This is a genomic window from Neolewinella xylanilytica, from assembly GCF_002934605.1.
Classification (GTDB): Bacteria; Bacteroidota; Bacteroidia; order Chitinophagales; family Saprospiraceae; genus Neolewinella; species Neolewinella xylanilytica.
Genome location: NZ_PTJC01000006.1, coordinates 1,131,505 through 1,153,039 on the forward strand (window position 1 = coordinate 1,131,505; position 21,535 = coordinate 1,153,039).

Below are 21,535 nucleotides of genomic sequence, written 5' to 3' on the forward strand. Positions count from 1 at the left end.
ATTCCGCTACCCGTTCAACTGCTTCGCGAACAGCCGTGAGATATCCTTAAAGGCCTTAAACTCCAGCGCATTCCCCGCCGGGTCATAGAAGAACATGGTGTACTGCTCGCCGGGCAGGCCCACGAAGCGTACGTAGGGCTCGATTTCGAATTTGACGCCGTGACCCCGCAGGCGTTCGGCGAAGGCCTCGAACTGCTCCCACTCGAGGACCACGCCGAAGTGGGGGACCGGGACGTGCTTCCCGTCTACCTCGTTGCGGTGGTCGGGTTCTTGCTTTTTCGGGGCTAAGTGGGCGACCAGTTGGTGGCCAAAGAGATCAAAGTCGATCCATTCGGTATCGGTACGCCCCTCTGGGCAACCCAAAACGGTACCGTAAAAGTTGCGGGCAGCTTCGAGGTCGTCAACGGGGGCGGCCAGGTGAAAGGGTTGCATATGCGGGGAATTTAGCGAGTCGGTCGAAATATGACGGCCGAAAGCTACTGAAAATTTGGAAGCGAATACGGCCTACGGTCGGGAGGGGATGCACCTTTAAGGAAGTGATAAAAAGTTGCGCGGTACGATTCATTCCCTGAACTTAAGATCGCCTAAACCCCCACCCATGCTGTTCCGTATACTAACGCTGGCCCTGATTACGGCCTCCCTTTCCCTTCCGGCCCAGTCGAACCCCAGCCCCCGGGCCGAAGCGCCGCCCTGGCTATTCCTTGACAGCCGCGTGTCCCTAGCCTTCGCAGATATCCGGACGGGAAGCGAATACACCACCGCGGAAAACACGAGAAGTCTGGCGGTTCGGCTGATGGCCAGGAAGCACCTCAGTCCTTGGCTCAGTGCGGGCGGAGGTCTGGGACTGGGAAACCGAAGTTTCCGCCTGGCCAGTACCTACGATCGCTACCTCCGCCAGAATTTTCCGCCCAATACGTTCCCAGATGAGATCGACTGGTTCAACCGGCTCGAATATTCCGATCTGCATTTGGAGGTTCCCCTGGACATCCGCGCCGAGGTACTTGGTGTGGGGCCGGGCGCGCTTTATCTGCGGACGGGCACCGCCTGGCTGATACCCCTGCATACCCGAAACGAAAACTACCGCGTCTACGACAACCGACCGGAACCCGCCCTGATGCCGGAGGCCAGGCTAAATTCGCCGATCACGAATATCCTGAGTACCGGTATCGGGTTTATCGCCAAGGATCGGCCGGATTACCGTTGGTATCTGGAGCTGAACTACGACTGGAGTACGTCCGATACCGTCCGCGCTGTACCTCCCGACCAACAGGATTCCCGTAGCCGGCATTTCCCCGACCTGCGCGCCCGGCAGCTGGGCATCCTTTTCGGAATAGCCCTATAGAGGCGTTTTTTCCGGTGACCCCGACCGCAGCTGCCGACTCAACTCCCATACCGCCATACCCGCACTCACGGCGACGTTGAGGCTGTGCTTGGTACCGTACTGCTGGATCTCGATGGTTCCGGTAGCCGCATCGATGATATTCTGGCTTACGCCCTTCACCTCATTGCCCACCACCAGGTAAAGGGGGAGAGGATCCGTGACCCGGAAAGCATGGAGCGATGTGCTGGCGTGCGTTTGTTCGAGGCATTGCACCTGCGCGCCGGCGCCCATCAATTCCTTTACCAACTGTACGCAGTCCGCGTGATACGACCAGGAAACCGAAGCGGTCGCCCCCAGTGCCGTCTTGAGAATATCGCGGTGGGGTGGGGTAGCGGTGATGCCGCAGAGGTGAAGGTGCTGTAGCGCGAAGCCGTCGGCCGTGCGAAAGAGGCTCCCTACGTTGTTGGCGGAACGGATGTCATCGAGAATCAAACAGAGGGGCGTTTTCTTCGCGTCGGCGAATTCTCGCGGCGATAGGCGCCCCAGTTCTTCCATGCTCCGTTTGCGACGGCTGTCCATCATGACCGCAAAGGTAATAGGGCCTCCCCGATTCATCGGAGAGGCCCTACTAACGAATGAAAAAACTGAAAGACTAGTTACCTAAGTAGTTCTTCAGCAGCTTGCTACGGTTAGCTCCCCGCAGCTTATTGATGGCCTTATCCTTGATCTGGCGAACCCGTTCGCGCGTAAGGCCAAACTTCTCGCCGATGTCTTCCAGGCTCATCGGGTGCTCGACGCCGATGCCGTAATAGAGCTTGATGACGTCACACTGCCGCTCGGTGAGGGTACCGAGGCTGCGGTCGATCTCGCGGCGAAGGGATTCTTTGTATTCCAGGGCGGAGTCGGTACCGGGCGTAGCGGTATTGGCCAGTACGTCGAGCAGGCTGTTGTCTTCACCTTCGACGAAGGGGGCGTCCATGCTGACGTGGCGGGCGGCGACCCCAAGGGTGGTTTCGACCTCGTCGGCGTTGATTTCCAACTGCTCGGCGAGTTCTTCGCTACTCGGCTCGCGCTCGAAGGTTTGCTCCAGCTGGCTGAAGGCTTTGTTGATCTTGTTGAGGCTACCTACCTTGTTGAGGGGCAGGCGGACGATCCGGCTCTGCTCGGCGAGGGCCTGCAGGATAGACTGGCGGATCCACCAGACCGCATAGGAGATGAATTTGAAACCACGGGTTTCGTCGAAGCGCTGGGCGGCCTTGATCAAGCCCAGGTTGCCTTCGTTGATGAGGTCGGAGAGACTCAGGCCCTGGTTTTGGTACTGCTTGGCGACGGAGACGACGAAACGAAGGTTGGCTTTGGTGAGCTTCTCAAGGGCGATCTGGTCTCCCTGCTTAATGCGCTTGGCGAGGTCGACTTCTTCCTCCGGCGTCAGCAGGTCTACTTTACCTATCTCTTGCAGGTACTTTTCAAGCGACTGACTCTCGCGGTTCGTTATCGACTTCGTTATCTTAAGCTGTCTCATCTAGAGGGGGACGTTTTCTGAAATTGGCCGCAAAATTACGGGATAAATGCTAGTAAATCAATACCCTATGGGCTCACTAGGGCATAACGTGTAGTTAACAATACAAAGAAACAATAGGTTGGGGGGGCATAAACTTTTGGTAGTCTCGGTTTAATTACCTTATTTGCCCGCTACCCATTCTCCCAAGCCCCTGATATGGAACGTGTTAAGTTTACCTCCGAGTTCATTTTTCGTGCCTCGCCGGGTATTGTCTACCAGTTTCTGACCGATCCGGCCTGCCTGACCCGCTGGTTTTGCGATGAAGTTGACATAAACGACAGTACCTATACATTTGTTTGGAGCGGTTCGCCCGAGGCGGCCGAGCTCATCGAGGACAGCGAAGGCGATATGGTCCGCTTTGCCTGGGAAGATGCCGACGACGAAGACGAGTACCTAGAATTCAACATCACGAAAAGCCCGGTAACCGGTGAAACCATCGTTTACGTTACGGATTTCGCCGACGACGACGAAGTGGAAGATCAGAAGGCACTCTGGGAAACCCAGCTGACGCGTATGCGGGCGGAAATGGGCGGATGATGGTAACCGTATACCTGGGCCTGAGCTTCAACGGTCCGCTACTGCCCCTGCCGGCCGCCGCGTCCACGGACGAACACTTCCTGGACTATCCGGGCCTCCTGCAGTACCTCGAAAAGTACTACGCGCTCAGCCGCAGTCCCGCCAACCGGGATGCCCTCCGTAGCGAGCAATACCGGCAGGTACTGCAACAGCGCCTCGAAGACGCCGACCGACCGCTTCCCTTTTACGCCGCCGCGTTTCAGGCCGATAGCATCGCCACGGCCGAGGAACTGCTGTCGCGCCGCGACGAGCTGCTCGAACACGGCTACGATCTCCGCCGTCCACCCGAACCGGATACGCCGGAGCGGATCGCGGTATTGCACGAATTAGAGGTCCTGGTCCTCGATCCCGACCGGGAGCTGCCCCTGCTACCCGGTCTGGCCGACCGCCTTAACCGACTTCTTACCGCACTACGGAGCCGTAACCATCCGCCCCTGCGGGTAATCGTGCACGAGCCCCGCCAACTCTTGCCGGGCGGTGTAAGTCGCTTACTGTCCGCACTGGAAGCGGCGGGAGACCCGATCGAATACGGCCCCGAAGCGCCCCAGACCGCCGAATCCACGGATCTCCAGCGTTGGCAGCGCCGCCTTGTCCGCTCCCAGACCGGGGAGGCCGACGCCGAGCCCATGGAGCTCCGGGGCGACGGCAGCCTGATCCTGCTGCGGGCCGAACGCGAAACGCACCTCGCCGCCTACCTGGCGCGCACCGTACGCGACAACCCCGAGTGGCGCCCGGGAGTACTGATGACCGTCCGCAATCAGACCCTCGACAATGCCATGATCATGGAAGGACTGCCGAGTATGGGCGTCCCCTCCACCAGTCTGGCCCGGCCGAGCCTGCAAGTACTTAAGTTGGTTACCGCCTTCCTGTGGGAGCCCGTGGAGGTGGAGCGCATCATGGAATTCGTGAGCCTGGTCAACAAGCCACTCGAACGGCGGCTGGGCCAGCGCATTGCCGTGTATCTCGCCGACACCCCCGGTCTGTTCGGTAACCGCTGGAACTTCACCGTGGAAGAAGCTTTCCGCGACATGGAAGCGCGCCGGTTTCCGGCTGCCAGATTGCGCCGCGCGCGGGAGCAATACGAATTCTGGTTCCGTAGACGCCGGTACCCACGGGACGGGCGCGTGCCGAAGAGTGACGTCCGTAGTTTATTCGTCTTTCTTCGCAACTGGGCGCTGGAGGCCTTTGACGAGGATAAGGAGCAGACGGGACTGCTCGTCCTTTCCGCCCAGGCCGAACGGGCCACCGAGCTGCTGGACGCCCAACCGGAGAGTGAGCTCACCTATCTGGAGGTAGAGCGCCTCGTCCGGACCATCTACCAACCCGCCCCGACCCAGTTTCAGCCTCCGGAGCAGGGCGCGCTGGCCGTCACTTTCGCCCCGGCCGCGGTCAGCCGAATCGCTCCCAACAGTCAGGATGTCTTAAGGCGGTTGGTTTGGTGGGACTTCGTGGAAACCGATCCGACCTACTTTTTTAGCCGTTACTACCCGCCCGAGCTGGACTATTTGAACGGAAAGAGTTGTTCCCTCTTTAGTCCGGAACAGCGCAACCGGCTACGGCACTGGGAAAATCTTCGTCCGGTGATGCACACCACGGAGCAGCTGATCCTGTGCATTCCGCAGCGGGTAGACGGCACGGGAACGGAGAGCCACCCGCTAATGGGTGACCTGGAGGCTGCCGTTACCGCGGAGAGCCTGCAGCATATTACGGTAAGCATCGACGAGGGAGGCCGACGGGAAGATCTGTTCTCCCAACTGCAGCTGCCCCGCTTCGCCCCGGTAGCCATTCGTGAACTTGCCCGCCCGGTGCCCCTGCTTCACCTGTCGCGGCCAAGGGCGTTGCAGGCCCGCGAAGCGGAAACGCCGTCGTCGATGGACGATCTGCTCTACTATCCGCACAAGTGGATCTTTAAGCACCAACTGAAACTGAAGTCTACGCCCATTCTCTCGATTGCCAACGAGAACCGGTTGCGCGGAAACCTCAGCCACCTTTTCATCGATGAATTGCTGCAGGAGATCAGCGGCGACCAACGCTCGTGGGACCGGGAGGACGTGGAACGGTGGATCGACGAAAACGCTACCCGCCTCCTTCGCCAGCAGGGGGCCGTACTCCTGGAATACGGACAGGAGCCCGAAAGGGTCCAATTCCTGATCACGATGAAAAAATCGGCGTGGACACTGGTGAACTACATTCAGCGGAACGGCTGGCACATCCGCGGATCCGAAGAAAAGATCGGTGGGGAGCTAACCCCCATGGGCGGGCAAACGGTACAGGGGCGGGCCGATCTCGTGCTCGAGCGTACGCGAAACGGCCAAACCGAAGCGGTGGTGGTAGACCTGAAGTGGCGGGGCAAGACCGTCTTCCGGAACCTACTGCGCAACGGCGGCGACATTCAACTGGCCCTCTACGCGGAGTTTCTCCGGCAGACGGGCAGCGAACGGGTGCATACGGCCTACTATATCTTGCGGGACGCGCGCATGCTCTGTCGCAACGAACTAGCTTTCGAAGGGGCGGATACGGTGCCTACGGAGGATGATTTCACGGTGATCCAGGAAAGTACGCTGGCGAAGATCCGCCGGACTTACGACTGGCGCTGGGAACAGTTTGCCGGTGGACAGTTGGAGATTCGGTGTACGGAAACCGTACCGTTCCTTGAGGATCACTACGTCGACTTACCGCACGATAGCCTGCTCGTCATGAAAGACGACACCTCTCCGTTCGACGATTACAAAAGCTTGATCGGCCTGATCCGCTAGCCGCCCGTGATCTCCATGAAGGTTCCGGTGGTGAGGTACCGCATCACGTATACCAGGGCGATGCTCACCAGCAGGCCGAAAGTGACCTTGCCGAGGTCGCTGAAAATATTCCGGAAGGCCGCGCCAAGGGTTTTCTTGCCGGGGGCGGTTTCGTAGTAGGCTACCGCGGCCCGGGCGACCATGGCCACCGCCATGATGATGATGACCAGATTGTCTACCGCATCCCGCAGGTACACGACATAGCCGATAAGGATCAGGAGGACCACGTTCAGCGTCATGCCCAGATAGTAGGCGACCGGAGCTCGCCCGCGATCCGTGGGCTCTTCGTCGAGTTCGAGCCGGTAGCGGATGGCGATTTCCCGTCCCGCGAGCAAGCCGAGAAAAACCCAGGTGGTCGACATCGGGACGTTGCTGAATTCTTTGAAGAACAACAGGATGATCCCGTAGAAGAAGTCGATAAAGGTGGCCGACCGGATATCGGTGGTGTTCGTTTTTGCCTTAACGATCTTCTGGATGTTGCCGCCTTTGCTGTAGAATATGATGGCCAGCATGGTCAGCAAAATCACCAGGGAGATGATGATCTCTGACAGGTGCAGGGAGCGCGGGAGGTAGACGAAAATATTCGCGAAATCCTGGATGAGCCACTGCCCCCATAGGAAGCCGGTCGAAGCCCACTGGAGGATTGTCCAGGTGCGCAGGCTGCTCTGACTCATCTCCGTATTGATGAACCGCTTATCGAGCCACCGGGTCACCAACTGCCAGACGATAATAGCCGCGCAGAACGCCAGGGCGTAGCCGAGGATGGACTTCATCGTCATGTCGAAAAGCCCCGCCGGTTTGAAGAAGGTGAGAATAAGAAAGGAGGTCGACACCGGAATACCGGTGCGGGTGAGCAGCATCAGTACCAGCGGGGGCAGCAGGTAGGGCCAACCCATGTCCTCGACGTAAGCGTAGGATTCGAGGCGACCGTAACTGACGTCTCCGTCGTACTCACTCCACCCGTACAGAAGGGTCACGGCCAGGATTGACCCGGCGAAGGCCCAGAGGACGTACCACTTCTTGTCTTCGTTGGAGGAAAGAAAGGTGCCCAGCGTCTGAATGGAGTCGTTTCCTACAACGGCGTAGCCGGCCAATATGAAGCCGGTCCACATAATGATCAAGGATACATCCATTCGTTAGGGAGCTGAAAGACGGTGGTGGAAGGTGATAAAGCGGTGCAAGTTCGCAACCGGTTGTAAACTGCATGTTAAGTGTGGGCACCGATACCACGCCGACCTTCCGGGCGGGGCGGGATGGGCCACCGTAGGGGTTACCCTTTCCAGCAGGGTATACAATCGAATTTGCTGGCTGCACCGCTTGATTCCAAGCACCCGGCTTCGTGTGCCTAAATAGCCAGAATGCTGGCCATCCGGATTAGCTCCTCCTGCGGAACTTTCTCCTTGGTAATGGCGTCGTCGAAGGGGTAGGTGGTAACCTGCCCGTTTACGATACCGACCGCTACGTTTTCCTGGCCGGCTAACAGGACCTCCACGGCCGCATGTCCGAGCCGACTGGCCAGGAGGCGGTCGGCGGCCGTTGGCGAACCGCCCCGCTGCAGGTGGCCGATGACCGTCACCTTGGGTTCCATGCTGGCTAGTTCGTGCTGGATCTTTTCCGCGATACCGGTTGCCCCACCCATAGGGTGGCCTTCGGCAACGATCACCACGCTGAAGAGCTTGCCGCGGGCCTTGTTTTTGCGGAGTACCGACTTAAGATCTTCCAGGTTCGTTTCCGCCTCCGGGATCAGCACGCTGCTGGCTCCGGATCCGATCGCGGTGTACAGGGCGATGTATCCCGAGTTACGTCCCATCACCTCCACGAAAAACAGGCGGTTGTGGCTGTCGGCCGTATCGCGAATTTTGTCTACGGCATCAATAGCGGTATTCACCGCGGTATCGAAGCCAATCGTATAGTCAGTGCCGTAAAGGTCATTATCAATGGTGCCGGGAATGCCGATGAAAGGGATGTTGAATTCCTCGCTGAATATCTTGGCCCCGGTAAAAGTTCCGTTGCCACCGATAGCGATGCAAGCGTCGATGTCGTAAGCCTTTAGATGTTCATAGGCTGCCTGACGGCCCTCGGTGGACATAAAGCGCATCGAACGGGCAGTGCGCAGCATCGTTCCGCCCCGCTGAATGATGTTAGCCACGTCGCGGCGCTCCAACCGCTGAAAGTGACCATCGATCATGCCCTCAAAGCCACGCTCGATACCGTAGACGTGTAATTTATTCCAGGCGGCAGTCCGCACCACGGCCCGGAGGGCGGCATTCATGCCGGGGGCGTCACCTCCGGAGGTAAATACGGCGATACGTCGGATATCCTGTCTGTTCATGGGCTAACGGGGAGAGTGGTAGTCGGCGAGTGCCTCAATGGGTTTGTGAATGAAACGGCCGGCGGTCAGATCGCGTTCGTGCAGCGCGGCCAGGAGAATGCTTTTAAAATGGAAGGCAATACTACCGATAAAATGCACGGGAAGCTCGAGGTGGCCCCGGTATTTGCGCACGTGGCGGTCCAAAAATTCGGCGAAACTGGTAAAGACGATTTTCTGGATCAGCGGATGATGGGGATGCTCGCCCATAAAGCGGGTGAAGCCGGCCAGGTAGGTGTTAGGCATGTCCGATTCGTAGACGTTGTTGATCACCGTCATACGGTCGGCGGTAGTGTAATTTTCGAAGGCCTCGTTCAACTCGTCGTCGAGCTCCCGATAAAAATAGGCCCGCAAAAAAGCCTTGCCGAGGTGGGAGCCGCTGCCTTCGTCACCGAGCATGAAACCGAGGTTGGTCACGTTATCCGTCACCTCCTTGCCGTCGTACAGACACGTGTTGCTCCCCGTACCCAGGATGCAGGAAATCCCCGGCTCGTTGCCACACGTTGCCCGGGCTGCTCCAAGTAAGTCGTGCATGACCTCCACCTTGGCATCCGGCCAGGAGTTATTGATGCAGTCAGCGATCACCTTCTTGCGGCGGAAATCCCAGCAGCCGGCACCGTAGTAGTGGACTTCGTCGATGTGCACTTTAGGTAGCAGATCCTGCGACAGCTTTTGTACTTCGTTCTGCAGGAGATCCACGGGGTGCACCACGGGATTGAATCCCCGCGTACTGACGTAAAGCTTTTCCCCCTTCTCAGGCAACAATACCCAGTCCGCTTTAGTAGAACCGGAATCCGCTACAAGTATCATGATATCGACTATTAAGCGTACGAAGGTAGTGTAAAATTAACACTAAGGCCAAGGCGCACTGCCGGAATGCGGGCGCATTCTAGGACAATATAATTCGTTTTAATAGATAAATTATAAACACAAATAGTTTGTTTATTTCAAGTTCCGTCCTATCTTTGGGGCGGCCTCCGGGCCGGCAGCAGGTTCCAATTTATTCGATACCCACACCTTCAAACAACGCAAGACATGCCTGCTCCCCCCACCTCTACCTTTACGTCCGACCTCGGCCGCCGTATGGCCCGCTTCGTCGATTACCTCGTTCATTACGCCGTGGAAGCGGCGCTGGTCGCCCTCATCCTGTACGTGTGCATTAGTAGGGGATTATCCGTCGAAGTCGATGTCCACGATCCACGGTTCCCCGCACCGCATGCCGCCGGGATCGCCGAAGCCGGGATCGGCGGATGGTTCACCGTAGCCGTCAACCGCCTTTCCCGCGGTATCACCGGCTCGCGGGTCACCGACCGTATCTACGCCGTTGCCGACGCTCCCGGTACCACCGATGCTCCCGATGAGTTTAGCAGCGTCGCGCGGACCGACGATCCCGCCCCACACATCCCTAACCTGACCCTCGTGCTAAGTCCCGATTACGGGGAACGAAAAGGGCTGGCCCCGGAAATCGTACGTGGGAAAAAGCAACGGGTTACGAACTACATTGAACGCCACGCGGCCGCCGCCCGCCGGGAAATGCGCGCCTACGGTATTCCCGCCAGCATCACCCTGGCGCAAGCCCTGCTGGAAAGCAATGCCGGAGACAGCAAGCTGGCCGTAAACAGTAACAATCACTTCGGTATCAAGTGCCGGACCAAGTGCCTGGGATGTACGTGCCGGAATTATGGCGACGACACCCGCTACGACATGTTCCGGGTTTTCGATTCCGTTGCCGATTCTTTCCGGGAGCACAGTATCCTGTTGAATACGTCCCGCTATGCCAAGCTGAAGCAGTACGGCAATGACTACGTCAAGTGGGCCCATGGCTTGAAAGCCTGTGGCTATGCTACCGATCCGAAGTACGGGCATAAGCTCGTGACCATCATCGAGAATCTGGGGCTGGATCGCTACGACCGGTCCGGGGTATAAAATCAGATCGTTCCGATGCGATCCGCGGGGAGGTAACCCGTCTTTCCGTCCGCAAGCTGAACCTTGACGTACTGGTTGACCCGATCGGTAATGTACAGCCTGACACCCTCGGTGAGTTGGGCCTCTACCGAGCCTTCAGCCGTCGGGGAAACGCGCAAGGTGGCTTCCTCCAGCAGAATGGCTTCGTCGGAACGCGCCAGATAATCGCTCCGGCTATGCCCGAGCGCGAAAAGTAGCAGCGATAGCAAGCCAAATCCGAGAGCGGTGGGGAGTAATGCAAAGCGGCGCTTTTCTTCCATGTTTTCCTTCCGGAGGTACCACCATACCACTCCGGTAACCGCCAGCCACCAGCACAAGATGCTCACCGTAAAGAGGGTAGTTGTCCCAAGGAACGCCCCGACCGAGCGCCACGCCCGAATCAAGAAGAAATCCGGAATGTCCAAATCGGTAATGCCTGCCTCCCGGCGCACATAGCGAAGGTTGTTTTGTAAGTCCTGGTGTCCCGGACGCAGCCGTAGTCCTCGCTCGTACGCCAGGATAGCCCGACCGGGCTCGCCGGCTTCAAAGTGGGCGTTTCCCTGGGTCAGGTAAAAGTTGGGACTAACTTCCCCGACGGTCTCCAGACTATCTAGAATGGCAGCGGCAAGCCGGAAGTCACCGACGGCAATGGCTTCCTGCGCCCCGGCGCCACTGTAGGCGACTTGTGCCCGCGTGCCAAAGGGAAATAGTAGCAGTAGGAGATAGGGCATCCACGCCCACCAACCAACAAACCTGGTTCCCGACCGGGATCGGGCATGGTCGACCGCCCCCGGGGGGGATGGATGGCAATGAATTAGGTATCGGCTAAGGTCCAGGCTGGCTCGCGGCATGGGACAAAAGTAATTACCGTTCTCGGGCTTCCAGTAGCATCACGTCCGGGGCGACGGGTAATCGGGGATCGAAGAGATCCTCCAGCGACAAGGGTTTGCGATCGGCCTCCCAGCGAAAACCATCTAAACGCATACCGGAATGATCGACCGCGTCCATCGGATCCAACCGGCCGGAGGGAGAACTGAGGAACTTGATGCGGTTTACCCCACCTTCCTGGAAGTAGAGTACCATTGCGCTACAGGCCGTCTTGTTGACCCCAATGTAGCCGCCCGTCTCGTCCTGGGCGTAATAGATCGCTTCCGCGTTTCCCTTCACCTCCGTACGCTCGAGCTGGCTACTGTCGAAGTAGGCGATGATGTCCTTTCCCTTTACCTGGTTGAAAAAAACCAGGTCCGGCGAGGTAATGACCAGGGCGTTGCGGCGCAAATGCACGCGGTCGGGTGCACTGTTTTTGAGGTAGAGATCGATGGTGTCCGCCGTGAGTTGGCTCGTATCCTGCCATAGGATCGGATCGCTGTACAGCGTCAGCATCGAATCCATGGTGTTGAACTGTAGGCTATCGGCGAGGGCCTGCATATCGCTTTTCAGGATACGAACGTCGTGGTAGGCCGACAGGTAGCGAATCGTATCGCCGTTGGCATCCACGTCGTCGGAACGCACGGAGAGTAGGGTATCGGCCGCCATGTACATCGTATCCCGTTCCAGGAGGGTGGTGAGCAAGGCCCGCCCCCGCCGGCCGCCGTAGGCTTTGAGGTAGCCGGTAGACTGGTTGAAATCGGCCTCGTCGGCTTCGATCTGCAGGTCGGCGGAAGTGTCCCGCCAAATAAGATTACCGGAAGCCCTTCCCAAGCCCGTGACTTCGTCGGAATACATACGGTCGGCGATGAGCAACATCGGGGGGTTGGACACCTGCGGTCGCCCGCCACTCACCGCGTAGCTTTCCGTCAATGCGTTATAGTCGATGGTATCGCCGCTCACCGTCTGTACGGAGTCCACTACGGTGGCGTTGCCCTGCAGTTGGTAGCGATCCTGGGCGCGGTAGTAATCGATGCGGTCGGCGGTGGCTCGCTGGAATGCTCCTTCCGCTACGTAGGCGTTTCCCTGTAAAATGTAGAGTTCGCGATCGCCGTAGTAGCGGATGGAGTCCGCCGCGGCCAGTCGCTCGCCACTCCGGTACTGGGCATTTTTCCGAAATACCGCCTCGTCAAGGGCCACGTCGTAGTAGCCGGACTCACAGTAAATGTTATGGGTGTCGCTGCGAATGACGGTCGGACCGAGAAAATACACCCGTTCGTTCGCCAGGTCGTAGCGCAGGGTATCGGCACGCATCTCGAAACGATCGTCGACCACTACCACGCTATCGCGGAAGTAAACGTTGCGGTTATCGGCGTAGTAATAGCCGTGGGTGGAGCTGAGTTCCGTGCTGCCGTTGGTCATGCGTCCACCGGTGTGATAGGTGGCCAGCTTCGTCCCCAGGTTGTAATCGAGCTCTTCGGTAAACAATTCGGTTTCCCCCCGCTGAAGTACCACGCTCCGCCGCAGTTTGGCCAGCAGGGTCTCGGCGTTGTAATCCAGGTACTCCGAGAAAGCGGCAATGCTGTCGCCCTGCTGAATGGTGACGTTATCGTAGGCGTACAGCTGTACTTCATTGACGAGCTCGGCGCTGTCGCAGTACATAAATACGCTGTCCTGACTCAGTTCGACCTCTCCGATCAAGCGCTGGGCGGTGCCTTTCTGCAAAAGTCGGAGCACGTTCGCGTGATCGATATTCACTACTTCCTTTCCCGCGGGCGCGGGCTGGCCCTGCCCGGAGGCAATTATGGGGCCGACCAGGGCCAAAGCCAGTATTAGGAGTCGTAGGATCATGAACGGCGCAAAGGTAACCGGTTGCTACCGGGGAAACGGGTGGGGGAAGACCAATGCGGAGCTGGTTGCCCCCTTTAACGGCGCATTAACGCCCCTTGGTACCGATCCGGCGATCAGGCGATATCGATCAGCATGCCGTCGTAACCCACTTCAATACCGGGCGGTAAGCCTTCCTGGAATTCGGCGTGCGGACCCACCCGGTGGCTCATATGGATCAGGACGGTGCGGACCGCCCCGATCCGCCGCGCGTAGCCCAGCATCTCGTCAACGGAAAGGTGGCTGTGCGTACCGTGGTAATTGAGGCAGCTGATGATCAGGGTATCGAGGCCCGACAGTTGGTCGAGCGTCTCATCCGGCAGCGTTTTGACATCGGTCAGGTAGGCCAGCGAACGAATGCGAAATCCCAGAATCGGCAGGTTTCCGTGTTGTACCCGCAGCAACCGTAACCGCTCTTCCCCGAACTGCAGGCCGTCGCCGAACGAAACTTCCCGTAGATCTAACCGCGGTACCCCCGGATAATTACCGAAGGTATAGGCAAAGCGCTCCTTGAGTTCCGCCGCCACCCGGGGTAGGCAATAGATCGGCATGTCCATTTCCTGCATAAAACAAAAGGGGCGGACATCGTCCAGCCCTGCCGTATGATCGTTGTGCTCGTGGGTAAGCAGGATCCCCTCCAGTTGCTCCACGCGCGCCCGCAACATTTGGGTGCGGAAATCGGGCCCCGCGTCGATGTTGAGGTTGGTTGCGCCGGTGGAGAGTACGGCACTGCTCCGCAGCCGCTTGTCCCGCGGGTCGCGGGAGCGGCAGGTGGCGCAGTGACATCCGATCACCGGTACGCCCTGGGAGGTGGCCGTACCCAAGAGCCGGAGTTGCAGACTTATCGTTTTTCCTCCCATGCCCAGGCCGTACGCATAATGTCTTCCACGTCGTATTGGGGCTCCCACTTGAGTTCCCGGGTCGCCTTGCTGCGGTCGGCGTACACGGCGATCACGTCTCCCGCCCTCCGGGGGCCGATCTCGTAGTTCAGGGTTTTTCCGCTCACTTTTTCGAAGGCGTTGATCACCTCCAGTACCGTTAATCCCTCTCCGATGCCCAGGTTGTACAGGGCGGGATTTTCGGTGCCGGTTTCGCCCAGTAGGGCTTCCACCGCCAGGGTATGGGCGTGGGCCAGGTCGGATACGTGGATGTAATCCCGCACGCAGCTGCCATCACGCGTGTCGTAATCGTTGCCGAAGACCGTCAGCTTATCGCGTTTGCCCGCTCCGACTTCCGTGATGACCGGTACCAGGTTACTCGCCGGGTTCGCGGCGCTTTCACCGATTTTTCCGCTGGGGTGTGCTCCGGCCGGATTAAAGTAACGCAGCAGAATGGCTTTGAAATCCCGGTGGTGGGCGCAAAAGTCATAGAGGATATCCTCGCCCATTTGCTTCGTCCGGGCGTACGGGCTTTCGGCCGTTTTTCGAGGCGTCGTTTCCCGCACCGGCAGCTCGTCGGCGTTGCCGTACACGGAACAGCTGGACGAAAAGACCAGGTTGCTGCTGCCTTGCCGCTGTAGTCCGTCCATGACGTTCATCATGCTGTTCAGGTTGTTGCGGTAGTACTCCAGCGGTTGCTCGACGCTTTCTCCCACTGACTTAAAGGCCGCGAAATGGATCGCCCCGTCGAACCGATGCTCCTCAAACAGCTTGGCCGTAGCGGCCTGGTCGGCCAAGTCAATGTTGTGGTTGACGATCCGTACCCCCGTGATCGCTTCGATCCCGTCCAGTACGCTGGCCGTGCTATTGTGGTAGTTGTCGGCACTCACTACGTCGAATCCGTTTTCCAGCAGATCGACCACCGTATGGCTGCCAATGTAGCCGGTTCCGCCGGTCACCAAGATTTTTCCTTTGCTCATGCTTAGTCGTGGGTTAATTTTATATCCTGCGGGTCGATCTTGATGCCCATGCGCGCCATCAGGGCGGTGGCATTAAAGCTACGGCTTACTCCGCGATGTAATTTATAATCGAAGACCAGTTCGCCGGCCTGCGTCTGAACTTCCATGGCGTAATTCTCCACCCGGCTGCCGGCCTCCCGTTCCAGGTCGGCCAGTTCGAGATCGTGGGTGGCAATGATGCCCGCTCCCTTTTCCCGGATCAGCTGGCGGATCAGGGCCCGGGAGCCGGTATGCCGGTCGCGACTATTGGTTCCCTTCAAAATTTCGTCCAGTAGGAAGAACACCGCGTCCCCCGGCGTGCTCACCGCCTCGATGATCGCCTTGAGGCGCTTCAGTTCGGCGTAGAAACTGGAGGTACTCTCGCTGAGGTCGTCTTGCGTCCGCATGGAGGTCCAGATTTGCAGGGCGGCGGTGCGCAGGTGCAAGGCACACACGGGACCGCCGGCCCGGGCCAACACCACGTTGATCCCCACCGTCCGTAGCCAGGTCGACTTCCCCGCCATATTACTTCCCGTGACCAAATGGATGTGGCCGTCGGTATGGATGCTGATGTCGTTGGTAACGCGCCCGTCCGGAGCCAATAGCGGGTGACCCATTCCCCGTCCTTCCAAGACGGGGGCATCGGTCAGCTCCGGTTCGGTCCATGTCGGCCGGTTAAACCGTAGGGTAGCCCAGGAAACCCGGGCGTCCACGTCGGCCAGTTCGTCGATCCACCGTTCCAGGTCGCCCCGGTGGCGGTCCCGCCACCGGTCCAGTTGGTACAACCACTGTAGGCTCCACAGTCCGCTGATTTCCAGCAGGAAAACGAAGGGATTGTAGCGGACGTCTAGCTGACTGACGAGGTAGGCTAAGCGCCCGGTTGCGCGGGAGGCACCGCTTACCGGCCCGGGATACCGATGCTCTACCCGGTCGAGTAAGCGGGCGTAGCCACCGAGCATTTTTCCGGCAGCGGCGGTGTAGGCGTGCTCCTCACTGGCTATTTCCGAATAGCGGCGCAGCATCACGAAAGCCGGAACGAAGAAGAGGAGGCCCAGCTGCCAGGGCGACTGGGTAAAACAGAACCAGAGCCCCGTCAGGGTCAGTAGGGGAGCCAACCACCGCATGATCCGTACATCGGTGCCGCTGGCGCGGGGAGCGCGGTCTACCCACTGGAGTAATCGCCGGGCATAGGCCGGGTCGTCCTGCAGGTCATCACCCAGGGTACGGAACTCGAGGCACCAATCGGGGTGCTCGGCCAACGCCTTCCCCGCTATTCGCCGGCGGGCGGACTCCCCATGCTCCGCCGGCTCGGAAAGGTGATCGGCGAGCCGTTGGGCGCCGACGGCCGTTACGGTCCGGTTCAAGAACTGATAGAGCGAGAAGGGGCCGAAGATGTCCAGGTCCACCGCGTAGGGATGGCCGGCCTGTGAAAACGCAGCCCCGTCCGGGTAATGCCCGAAGTCGTGTGCCAACGCCCGCAACTCTCCTTCGGCGAGCAGTGCCTGCACCCGCGCTTCCGTCGCCCGCCCCCCGACGGCCAGGTGCAAACGTACCCCGTAGGCCGCCAGCGGGACGAGGATGAGGGAACTTATGAGCCCGACGAGGGAGGAGTGCGACCAGGCCAGAATCAGGCCGGCCACCAGGCCGAAGAATACGACCAACCGCACGATCGCCAGGCGGTCGTACTTCCGCTGGAGGAAAGTAGCGCGCGCCCGTCGTTCCTCGGCCAGACTGGTGTAGTATATACGCGGATCGTTCACGGCGCAAAGATGCCAATATAATTTCGGGCCGCCGGCCGGTAGAGCGGGGAGCGTTACCTTGGCAGTCGAATAATCAGCCGCCCCGACATGTACGTTTTCCAGGTTGCCACCCCCTTTAGCACCGGTACGGGCATTTACCTGCCGCAGTACAAGTTGATCGTGACCAATGAGCACGTCGTTCGGGATAGTGCTTCCGTCGTTATCGGGGGCGAGGGAGCCGCCGAACAGCTGGCACCGGTAATTTACCTCGACCCGTATTACGACCTGGCTTTTCTGCGTCTACAAGAATCGAACGAGCTGCCACCTTTACCGCTGGCCGCTCACCTTCCCGGCGTGGGGCAAACCGTGACCGCCATGGGGCAGCACTTCGGGGAGCACCGGCGGGAAGCGACCGGAAGGGTAGTGGAGGATAGCTTCCTGCGGCACGGAATCGCTTTTTTCGTGCACGACGCCCGTCAGGGAAGCACCCAAAGTGGTAGCGGGGCATACGGTGTCGGCGGGGAGCTGTTGGGGATCAACATGCTGGATGCCCCCGACGACGAGGGGCGGACGCTGGCGTTGCCGGCCACCGTTCTGGGTAAGGTACTGGAAGATTTCACCGGCGGGAATGGACGCCCGGCCACCCGCTGTTTCGAATGTCGTCAACTGACCTTCGAGGGAAATGGCCATACAAGGGGACGCTGCGCCCACTGCGGCTCGGAGCTGATCCTCCCCGGGCAACTCGAGGACGCGGAGCCGACCGGCGTCAATGCAACGATTGAAGCCATTATCCGTGCCGGCGGTCACGACCCGCGACTGGCGCGGCGGGGGCCCAACCTGTGGAACATTCGGCAGGGTAGCGCCACCATTCAGATCGCCTACCACGAGGAAAGCGGGCTGGTGACGGGGGATGCGCACCTGTGTCAGTTGCCCGAAGCGCCCTCGCCGGACCTCTTCGCCTACCTGTTGCGGGAGAACGCCCTTACGCGGCAGTTGAGTTTTTCGACTTACGGCCGCGATATCATCCTTTCGCTACTCATCTATGATCGCTACCTGACGGTGGATACGGCCCTGCCCCGCTTCGAATACCTCTTCGAACAGGCGGACGCCTACGATAACATTCTGGTGGAGCGGTACGGAGCGGGCTGGTAGGGGGGGGAAGCCGGGTCCGCTACAGTGCCCGGCGATGTAGGAAATCAGCTAAAGAACTGGTCGTAACCGGATTCGGAACTATCCTTACCGCGCTCGCGGGCCTGAGGATCGGGGCGGCGGGTCAGTTCTTCCAGGTTCAGGTTCTCCTGGGGGGCGCTGGTTGCGCTTTGTTTGTCGAGGTCGAATTCGATGTGGCCTTCGCTGAGCAACAGGTCACTTTTCTTTTCCCACTCCTCTAGCATCCGGAGGCCTTCGTCGGCAAACACCCCGTTTTGCAGGTCGACGCTGGCCATGAAGTCGTTGCTGAGCTCCATCATCCGCTCCATTTCGCCCACCTTATTCGCTACGTCCTCGGCAATGGCCTCCATGGCCTGGTCGAACATGGCGCGCTGATCGGGGTCGCCGTTGATGACGCTCATGGCGGACTGCATGGCGCCGTGGCTGGCGCGGATGGCTTTTCTTTCCTGGATGCGAAGGTCCACCTGGTCGCGGGTATCTTCGAGGAGTACCTCACTGTTCTGGTGCATCCGGTTCAGGACGCGGTTGAGCACCTCCATTTTCCGGAGCAACACCTGATACTTCTCGTTGCTCTCCCGGAGGCGGGCGGCCCGGCGGCTGCTCAGGATCATTTGCTGGTTTTTGCCCTTTTCCTTTGCCAGGGCGGCCAGTTTGAGCTGCTTTTTAACCTCCGCCTCGTTCGTTTCCATCAGGGTGGTCAGGTGGCGCATCTGCCCGCGGATCTTACCGATCTGCTTGCGCATTTCCTGGAGATTCCTTTCGAGCTCCTCCACGTAGGTCTTGAGGATTCCGATCGGGTCGATATTGACGAATAGCCCCGTCACTTTCCGCATGGCGCTTTTATAGAGGTAACCGAACAGGGTGCGGGTCCGCGGGTCGGCGATGGCGAAAACGACGGCCAGCAGGGCAACGCCGGCCACGACCAGCCCGAGGGTGGTGGAGAGAAAGGGGAGGATTACGCCGGCAAAGGTGGTGAACAGGAAGCCCAGCCCCGCTAGGATGGCCACCAGAAAAACCAAGCCCGTAACGCCCTCGGGGCGTTGCCAGAATGATTTTCGGGTCGAGGTATCCGGAGGTGTCATCGGGGAAGGCCTTTAGGAGAGAACGCGGCGGATGTCTTCTACGTCTTTGCGAATGGTATTGGTGATCACCTCCAGGGCCTCGTCGAAACCCTGCTGGTTTTCTTCGGCCTTCGCGCGGGCGGCGCTGATCTGGCTATCGGCGGATTCGATCTGCGTTTTCGCCGCGTCGATCTGCTCCTGTAATTGCTGGATTTTGGCCTCCCAGGTGGCTATTTTTTTCTTCAGCTCGCTGGTCTGCTTCGCTTTCCCCTCCACGTTGTCGACGAGGTGCTTTTCCAGGCTCCGCATGAACTGGGATTTTTCGTCCTGCAGTACGTCGGCGTAATAATTAGCGGTTTTGATCAGCTTATCCTTGGTAAGCCCAACCGAGGAACCCGTAATAAAGGCGGAATTGATCGCGGTGTCCAGGTCCATTCCGATCTCCGTGAGGCGACCAACCGACTGTTTGAACTCAAGGTAGTCGAAGCCCTCCAGGTTCTTCTTTTCCAGGGCTTTCATCAGCGCGTTAGCGAATCGGTTGTTACTTCCGGACATGTAGCGATCTTTACTCAAGGGACAAATGTAAGGTGCCGAGGGTTGCGGCGGGCGCGGGTGCTCAGGGGAACGCGGCGATCAGTGCTTTTCGTCTATTTCCCGCAATTCTTCCTCGTTGGCATCCGGAAACCAGGCCGCCAATTTGGATCGGGCCTTTTGCTTAACCTCGCTATCGACGTAAGCAGCCACGGTAGCCAGACCGGCGGCAAGTACGGCAAAGTCGTCGGTATAACCCAGCACGGGGGTAAGATCGGGTACGGCATCGAGCGGCATCAGCAGGTACCCCAGCGCTCCGAGTACGACCCGTTTTGCCCAATTGGGGGTGTCCTCCCTTTCGTAGGCGTAGAATAGCAGCAGGGCGGTGTACACGAAACCGGTGCCTGACGTACGGGCCAGGCGGGTTAGTTTTTTCCAGAATACCCCGGGACGGTAAAAGCGGCGGTAAGCTTCGAGTTTCATGGTACGGTCTAAAGTTAAAGCTAAAACGCACAAACCCCTTAAGCGGTTATTACTACAACATGGAGATCCAGACCCATTCCGAATTATTACTGCGGGAAGTCGAGACGTACGTGGAGCGGTACATGCGCGATCGTATCGACGAGCGCTACGTCTTCCACAACTTCCAACACACTTACGCGGTAGTGGAATCCGCCAACGAATTGGCGCGCTACTACGATCTGAACGAGCGGGACCGCCTGGTCATTCAGCTGGCCGCCTGGTTTCACGATACCGGTTACGCCGAGGGTTGGGAAGATCACGAGCTGCGCGGGGCCGAAAACGCCGAGCGATTCCTCACCGAGCAAGACCAGGATGCGGACCTTATCAACGACGTACGCGGGGCTATCCTGGCGACGCGCATGCCCCAGGATCCGCAAACCTTTCTCGAGCAGATTATTGGCGATGCCGATCTGAGCCACCTCGGCGGGGGGAGTTATTGGGATCGCTGCGGTCGTGTACGTCAGGAGTTTGCCCTGACGCGGGCCATCGTGATGTCGGACCAGGAGTGGATCGATTTTGAACTCGGGTTCATGCTCAGCCACGAATACCACACCGAAGCAGCAAGGGAAATCTACGGGGAGCGAAAAAGCAAGCACGTCAAACAACTCTATAAGCGGAAGGAAGCCTTATATCCCGATCAGACGCCCGGCAGCCTGCTGGAACTAAAGCAGGCCAAGAAGAAAAAGCAACCAAAGAAGCTAAAAAAGAAAAAAGCGCGGAATGACGAAGACGAGTTCAAGCCGGGTCGTGGGGTGGAAACCATGTACCGCGCTACCTACCGGACCCACGTAAACCTGAGCAGCATTGCCGATAATAAGGCGAACATCATGCTATCGGTTAACGCGATCATCCTTAGCATCTCGGCGGCCAACCTGTTCCCCAAACTGGATAACAACCCCCACCTCACCTTCCCGACGATCATCCTGGTGGCAGCGTGTCTGGGCAGTCTGTTCTACGCTATCCAGGCAACCCGCCCGAAGGTGACCGAAGGGAAAAGCAGCCTGGAAGACATAAAGGCGCGCCGCAGCAACCTGCTGTTTTTCGGCAACTTCTACAATATGCAATTGGAGGATTTCCACTTCGGCATGATGGAGATGATCCGCGATGAGGACTTTCTCTATTCCAGCATGACCCGCGATCTCTATTACCTCGGGGTGGTTCTGGCCCAGAAGTATGCCTTCTTACGGATCTGCTACAATGTGTTCCTGTACGGCATTATCCTCGCTGTACTCGCCTTCATCCTCGCGGCCGTGCTCGACAACCGCCAGGGCGGGGTACTCTTCGGGAGCGGTTGGTTCGGGCTGTAGCCTCGCTCCG

The 21,535-nt window shown here is 58.9% G+C and carries 19 protein-coding genes and 1 pseudogene; 6 read left to right on the forward strand and 14 right to left on the reverse strand.

The annotated features are described in order from the left end of the window. Positions 1–6: 6 nt before the first annotated feature. Entirely contained in the window at positions 7–432 is a 426-nt protein-coding gene (locus tag CLV84_RS14010) for a VOC family protein (protein WP_104420409.1), read from the reverse strand. 166 nt (positions 433–598) lie between these two features. Between CLV84_RS14010 and CLV84_RS14015 the strand changes: the two genes are divergently transcribed. Continuing rightward, on the forward strand, positions 599–1,342 hold the full coding sequence (locus CLV84_RS14015; RefSeq protein ID WP_104420410.1) for a hypothetical protein: 744 nt from the start codon (positions 599–601) through the stop codon (positions 1,340–1,342). Here the strand turns inward: CLV84_RS14015 and CLV84_RS14020 are convergent. Both CLV84_RS14020 and CLV84_RS14025 read right to left on the reverse strand, forming a co-directional pair. After that, positions 1,337–1,903 (reverse strand): TrmH family RNA methyltransferase, encoded by a 567-nt coding sequence (locus CLV84_RS14020; RefSeq protein WP_245911517.1) that lies wholly within the window; start codon positions 1,901–1,903, stop codon positions 1,337–1,339. The genes CLV84_RS14015 and CLV84_RS14020 overlap by 6 nt on opposite strands. 70 nt (positions 1,904–1,973) lie before the next feature. Continuing rightward, on the reverse strand, positions 1,974–2,843 hold the full coding sequence (locus CLV84_RS14025) for a sigma-70 family RNA polymerase sigma factor (protein ID WP_099104997.1): 870 nt from the start codon (positions 2,841–2,843) through the stop codon (positions 1,974–1,976). 195 nt (positions 2,844–3,038) lie between these two features. Here CLV84_RS14025 and CLV84_RS14030 point away from each other — a divergent pair, with 195 nt between their 5' ends. Together CLV84_RS14030 and CLV84_RS14035 are read left to right on the forward strand one after the other, a co-directional pair. Then, positions 3,039–3,419: an START-like domain-containing protein gene (locus CLV84_RS14030; protein WP_104420411.1), complete on the forward strand. Its 381-nt coding sequence runs from the start codon at positions 3,039–3,041 to the stop codon at positions 3,417–3,419. Next, on the forward strand, positions 3,416–6,214 hold the full coding sequence (locus tag CLV84_RS14035) for a PD-(D/E)XK nuclease family protein (protein ID WP_104420412.1): 2,799 nt from the start codon (positions 3,416–3,418) through the stop codon (positions 6,212–6,214). The genes CLV84_RS14030 and CLV84_RS14035 overlap by 4 nt, the downstream gene beginning before the upstream one ends. A 257-nt stretch (positions 6,215–6,471) precedes the next feature. On the opposite strand, the pseudogene CLV84_RS14040 reads toward CLV84_RS14035, so the two are convergent. The 3 genes and pseudogenes from CLV84_RS14040 to CLV84_RS14050 all read right to left on the reverse strand — a co-directional run. Then, positions 6,472–7,386: pseudogene (locus CLV84_RS14040) on the reverse strand (hypothetical protein); the annotation flags it as partial. 212 nt (positions 7,387–7,598) lie between these two features. After that, a complete protein-coding gene (gene pfkA / locus CLV84_RS14045; RefSeq protein ID WP_104420414.1) occupies positions 7,599–8,585 on the reverse strand; it encodes a 6-phosphofructokinase in 987 nt (328 codons plus the stop codon). A 3-nt stretch (positions 8,586–8,588) separates the two neighbouring features. Continuing rightward, entirely contained in the window at positions 8,589–9,431 is an 843-nt protein-coding gene (locus CLV84_RS14050; RefSeq protein ID WP_104420415.1) for a BadF/BadG/BcrA/BcrD ATPase family protein, read from the reverse strand. 225 nt (positions 9,432–9,656) lie between these two features. On the opposite strand from CLV84_RS14050, the gene CLV84_RS14055 reads away from it, so the two are divergent. Continuing rightward, on the forward strand, positions 9,657–10,547 hold the full coding sequence (locus tag CLV84_RS14055; RefSeq protein ID WP_104420416.1) for a glycoside hydrolase family 73 protein: 891 nt from the start codon (positions 9,657–9,659) through the stop codon (positions 10,545–10,547). 2 nt (positions 10,548–10,549) lie between these two features. On the opposite strand, the gene CLV84_RS14060 is transcribed toward CLV84_RS14055, so the two are convergent. From CLV84_RS14060 to CLV84_RS14080, 5 genes are all read right to left on the reverse strand, one after another. Next, positions 10,550–11,296 carry a hypothetical protein gene (locus CLV84_RS14060; protein ID WP_104420417.1) on the reverse strand — a complete coding sequence of 249 codons (747 nt, stop codon included), beginning with the start codon at positions 11,294–11,296 and terminating at the stop codon, positions 10,550–10,552. Between the two features lie 133 nt (positions 11,297–11,429). Then, positions 11,430–13,283 carry an OstA-like protein gene (locus CLV84_RS14065; RefSeq protein ID WP_104420418.1) on the reverse strand — a complete coding sequence of 618 codons (1,854 nt, stop codon included), beginning with the start codon at positions 13,281–13,283 and terminating at the stop codon, positions 11,430–11,432. 113 nt (positions 13,284–13,396) lie between these two features. Then, complete coding sequence (locus tag CLV84_RS14070) at positions 13,397–14,179, reverse strand: MBL fold metallo-hydrolase (RefSeq protein WP_211295256.1); 783 nt, start codon at positions 14,177–14,179, stop codon at positions 13,397–13,399. Further along, a complete protein-coding gene (gene galE, locus CLV84_RS14075) occupies positions 14,161–15,177 on the reverse strand; it encodes a UDP-glucose 4-epimerase GalE (RefSeq protein ID WP_104420419.1) in 1,017 nt (338 codons plus the stop codon). The genes CLV84_RS14070 and galE overlap by 19 nt, the downstream gene beginning before the upstream one ends. A gap of 2 nt (positions 15,178–15,179) precedes the next feature. Beyond that, positions 15,180–16,955, reverse strand: a complete 1,776-nt coding sequence (locus CLV84_RS14080; protein WP_104420420.1) for a MutS-related protein — start codon at positions 16,953–16,955, stop codon at positions 15,180–15,182. Between the two features lie 87 nt (positions 16,956–17,042). Between CLV84_RS14080 and CLV84_RS14085 the strand changes: the two genes are divergently transcribed. Beyond that, positions 17,043–18,086 (forward strand): trypsin-like peptidase domain-containing protein, encoded by a 1,044-nt coding sequence (locus CLV84_RS14085; protein ID WP_104420421.1) that lies wholly within the window; start codon positions 17,043–17,045, stop codon positions 18,084–18,086. Positions 18,087–18,130: 44 nt separating this feature from the next. On the opposite strand, the gene CLV84_RS14090 is transcribed toward CLV84_RS14085, so the two are convergent. The 3 genes from CLV84_RS14090 to CLV84_RS14100 are packed head-to-tail and all read right to left on the reverse strand — an operon-like array spanning position 18,131 to position 20,179. Then, a complete protein-coding gene (locus CLV84_RS14090) occupies positions 18,131–19,186 on the reverse strand; it encodes a PspA/IM30 family protein (protein WP_104420422.1) in 1,056 nt (351 codons plus the stop codon). Positions 19,187–19,198: 12 nt separating this feature from the next. After that, the gene (locus CLV84_RS14095; RefSeq protein WP_146088816.1) at positions 19,199–19,738 is read right to left on the reverse strand and encodes a hypothetical protein; all 540 of its coding nucleotides are present in this window, start codon (positions 19,736–19,738) and stop codon (positions 19,199–19,201) included. A gap of 60 nt (positions 19,739–19,798) precedes the next feature. Further along, positions 19,799–20,179: a YkvA family protein gene (locus tag CLV84_RS14100; protein ID WP_104420424.1), complete on the reverse strand. Its 381-nt coding sequence runs from the start codon at positions 20,177–20,179 to the stop codon at positions 19,799–19,801. A 59-nt stretch (positions 20,180–20,238) separates the two neighbouring features. Here CLV84_RS14100 and CLV84_RS14105 point away from each other — a divergent pair, with 59 nt between their 5' ends. Continuing rightward, positions 20,239–21,525, forward strand: a complete 1,287-nt coding sequence (locus CLV84_RS14105; protein ID WP_104420425.1) for a Pycsar system effector family protein — start codon at positions 20,239–20,241, stop codon at positions 21,523–21,525. Positions 21,526–21,535 lie beyond the last annotated feature (10 nt).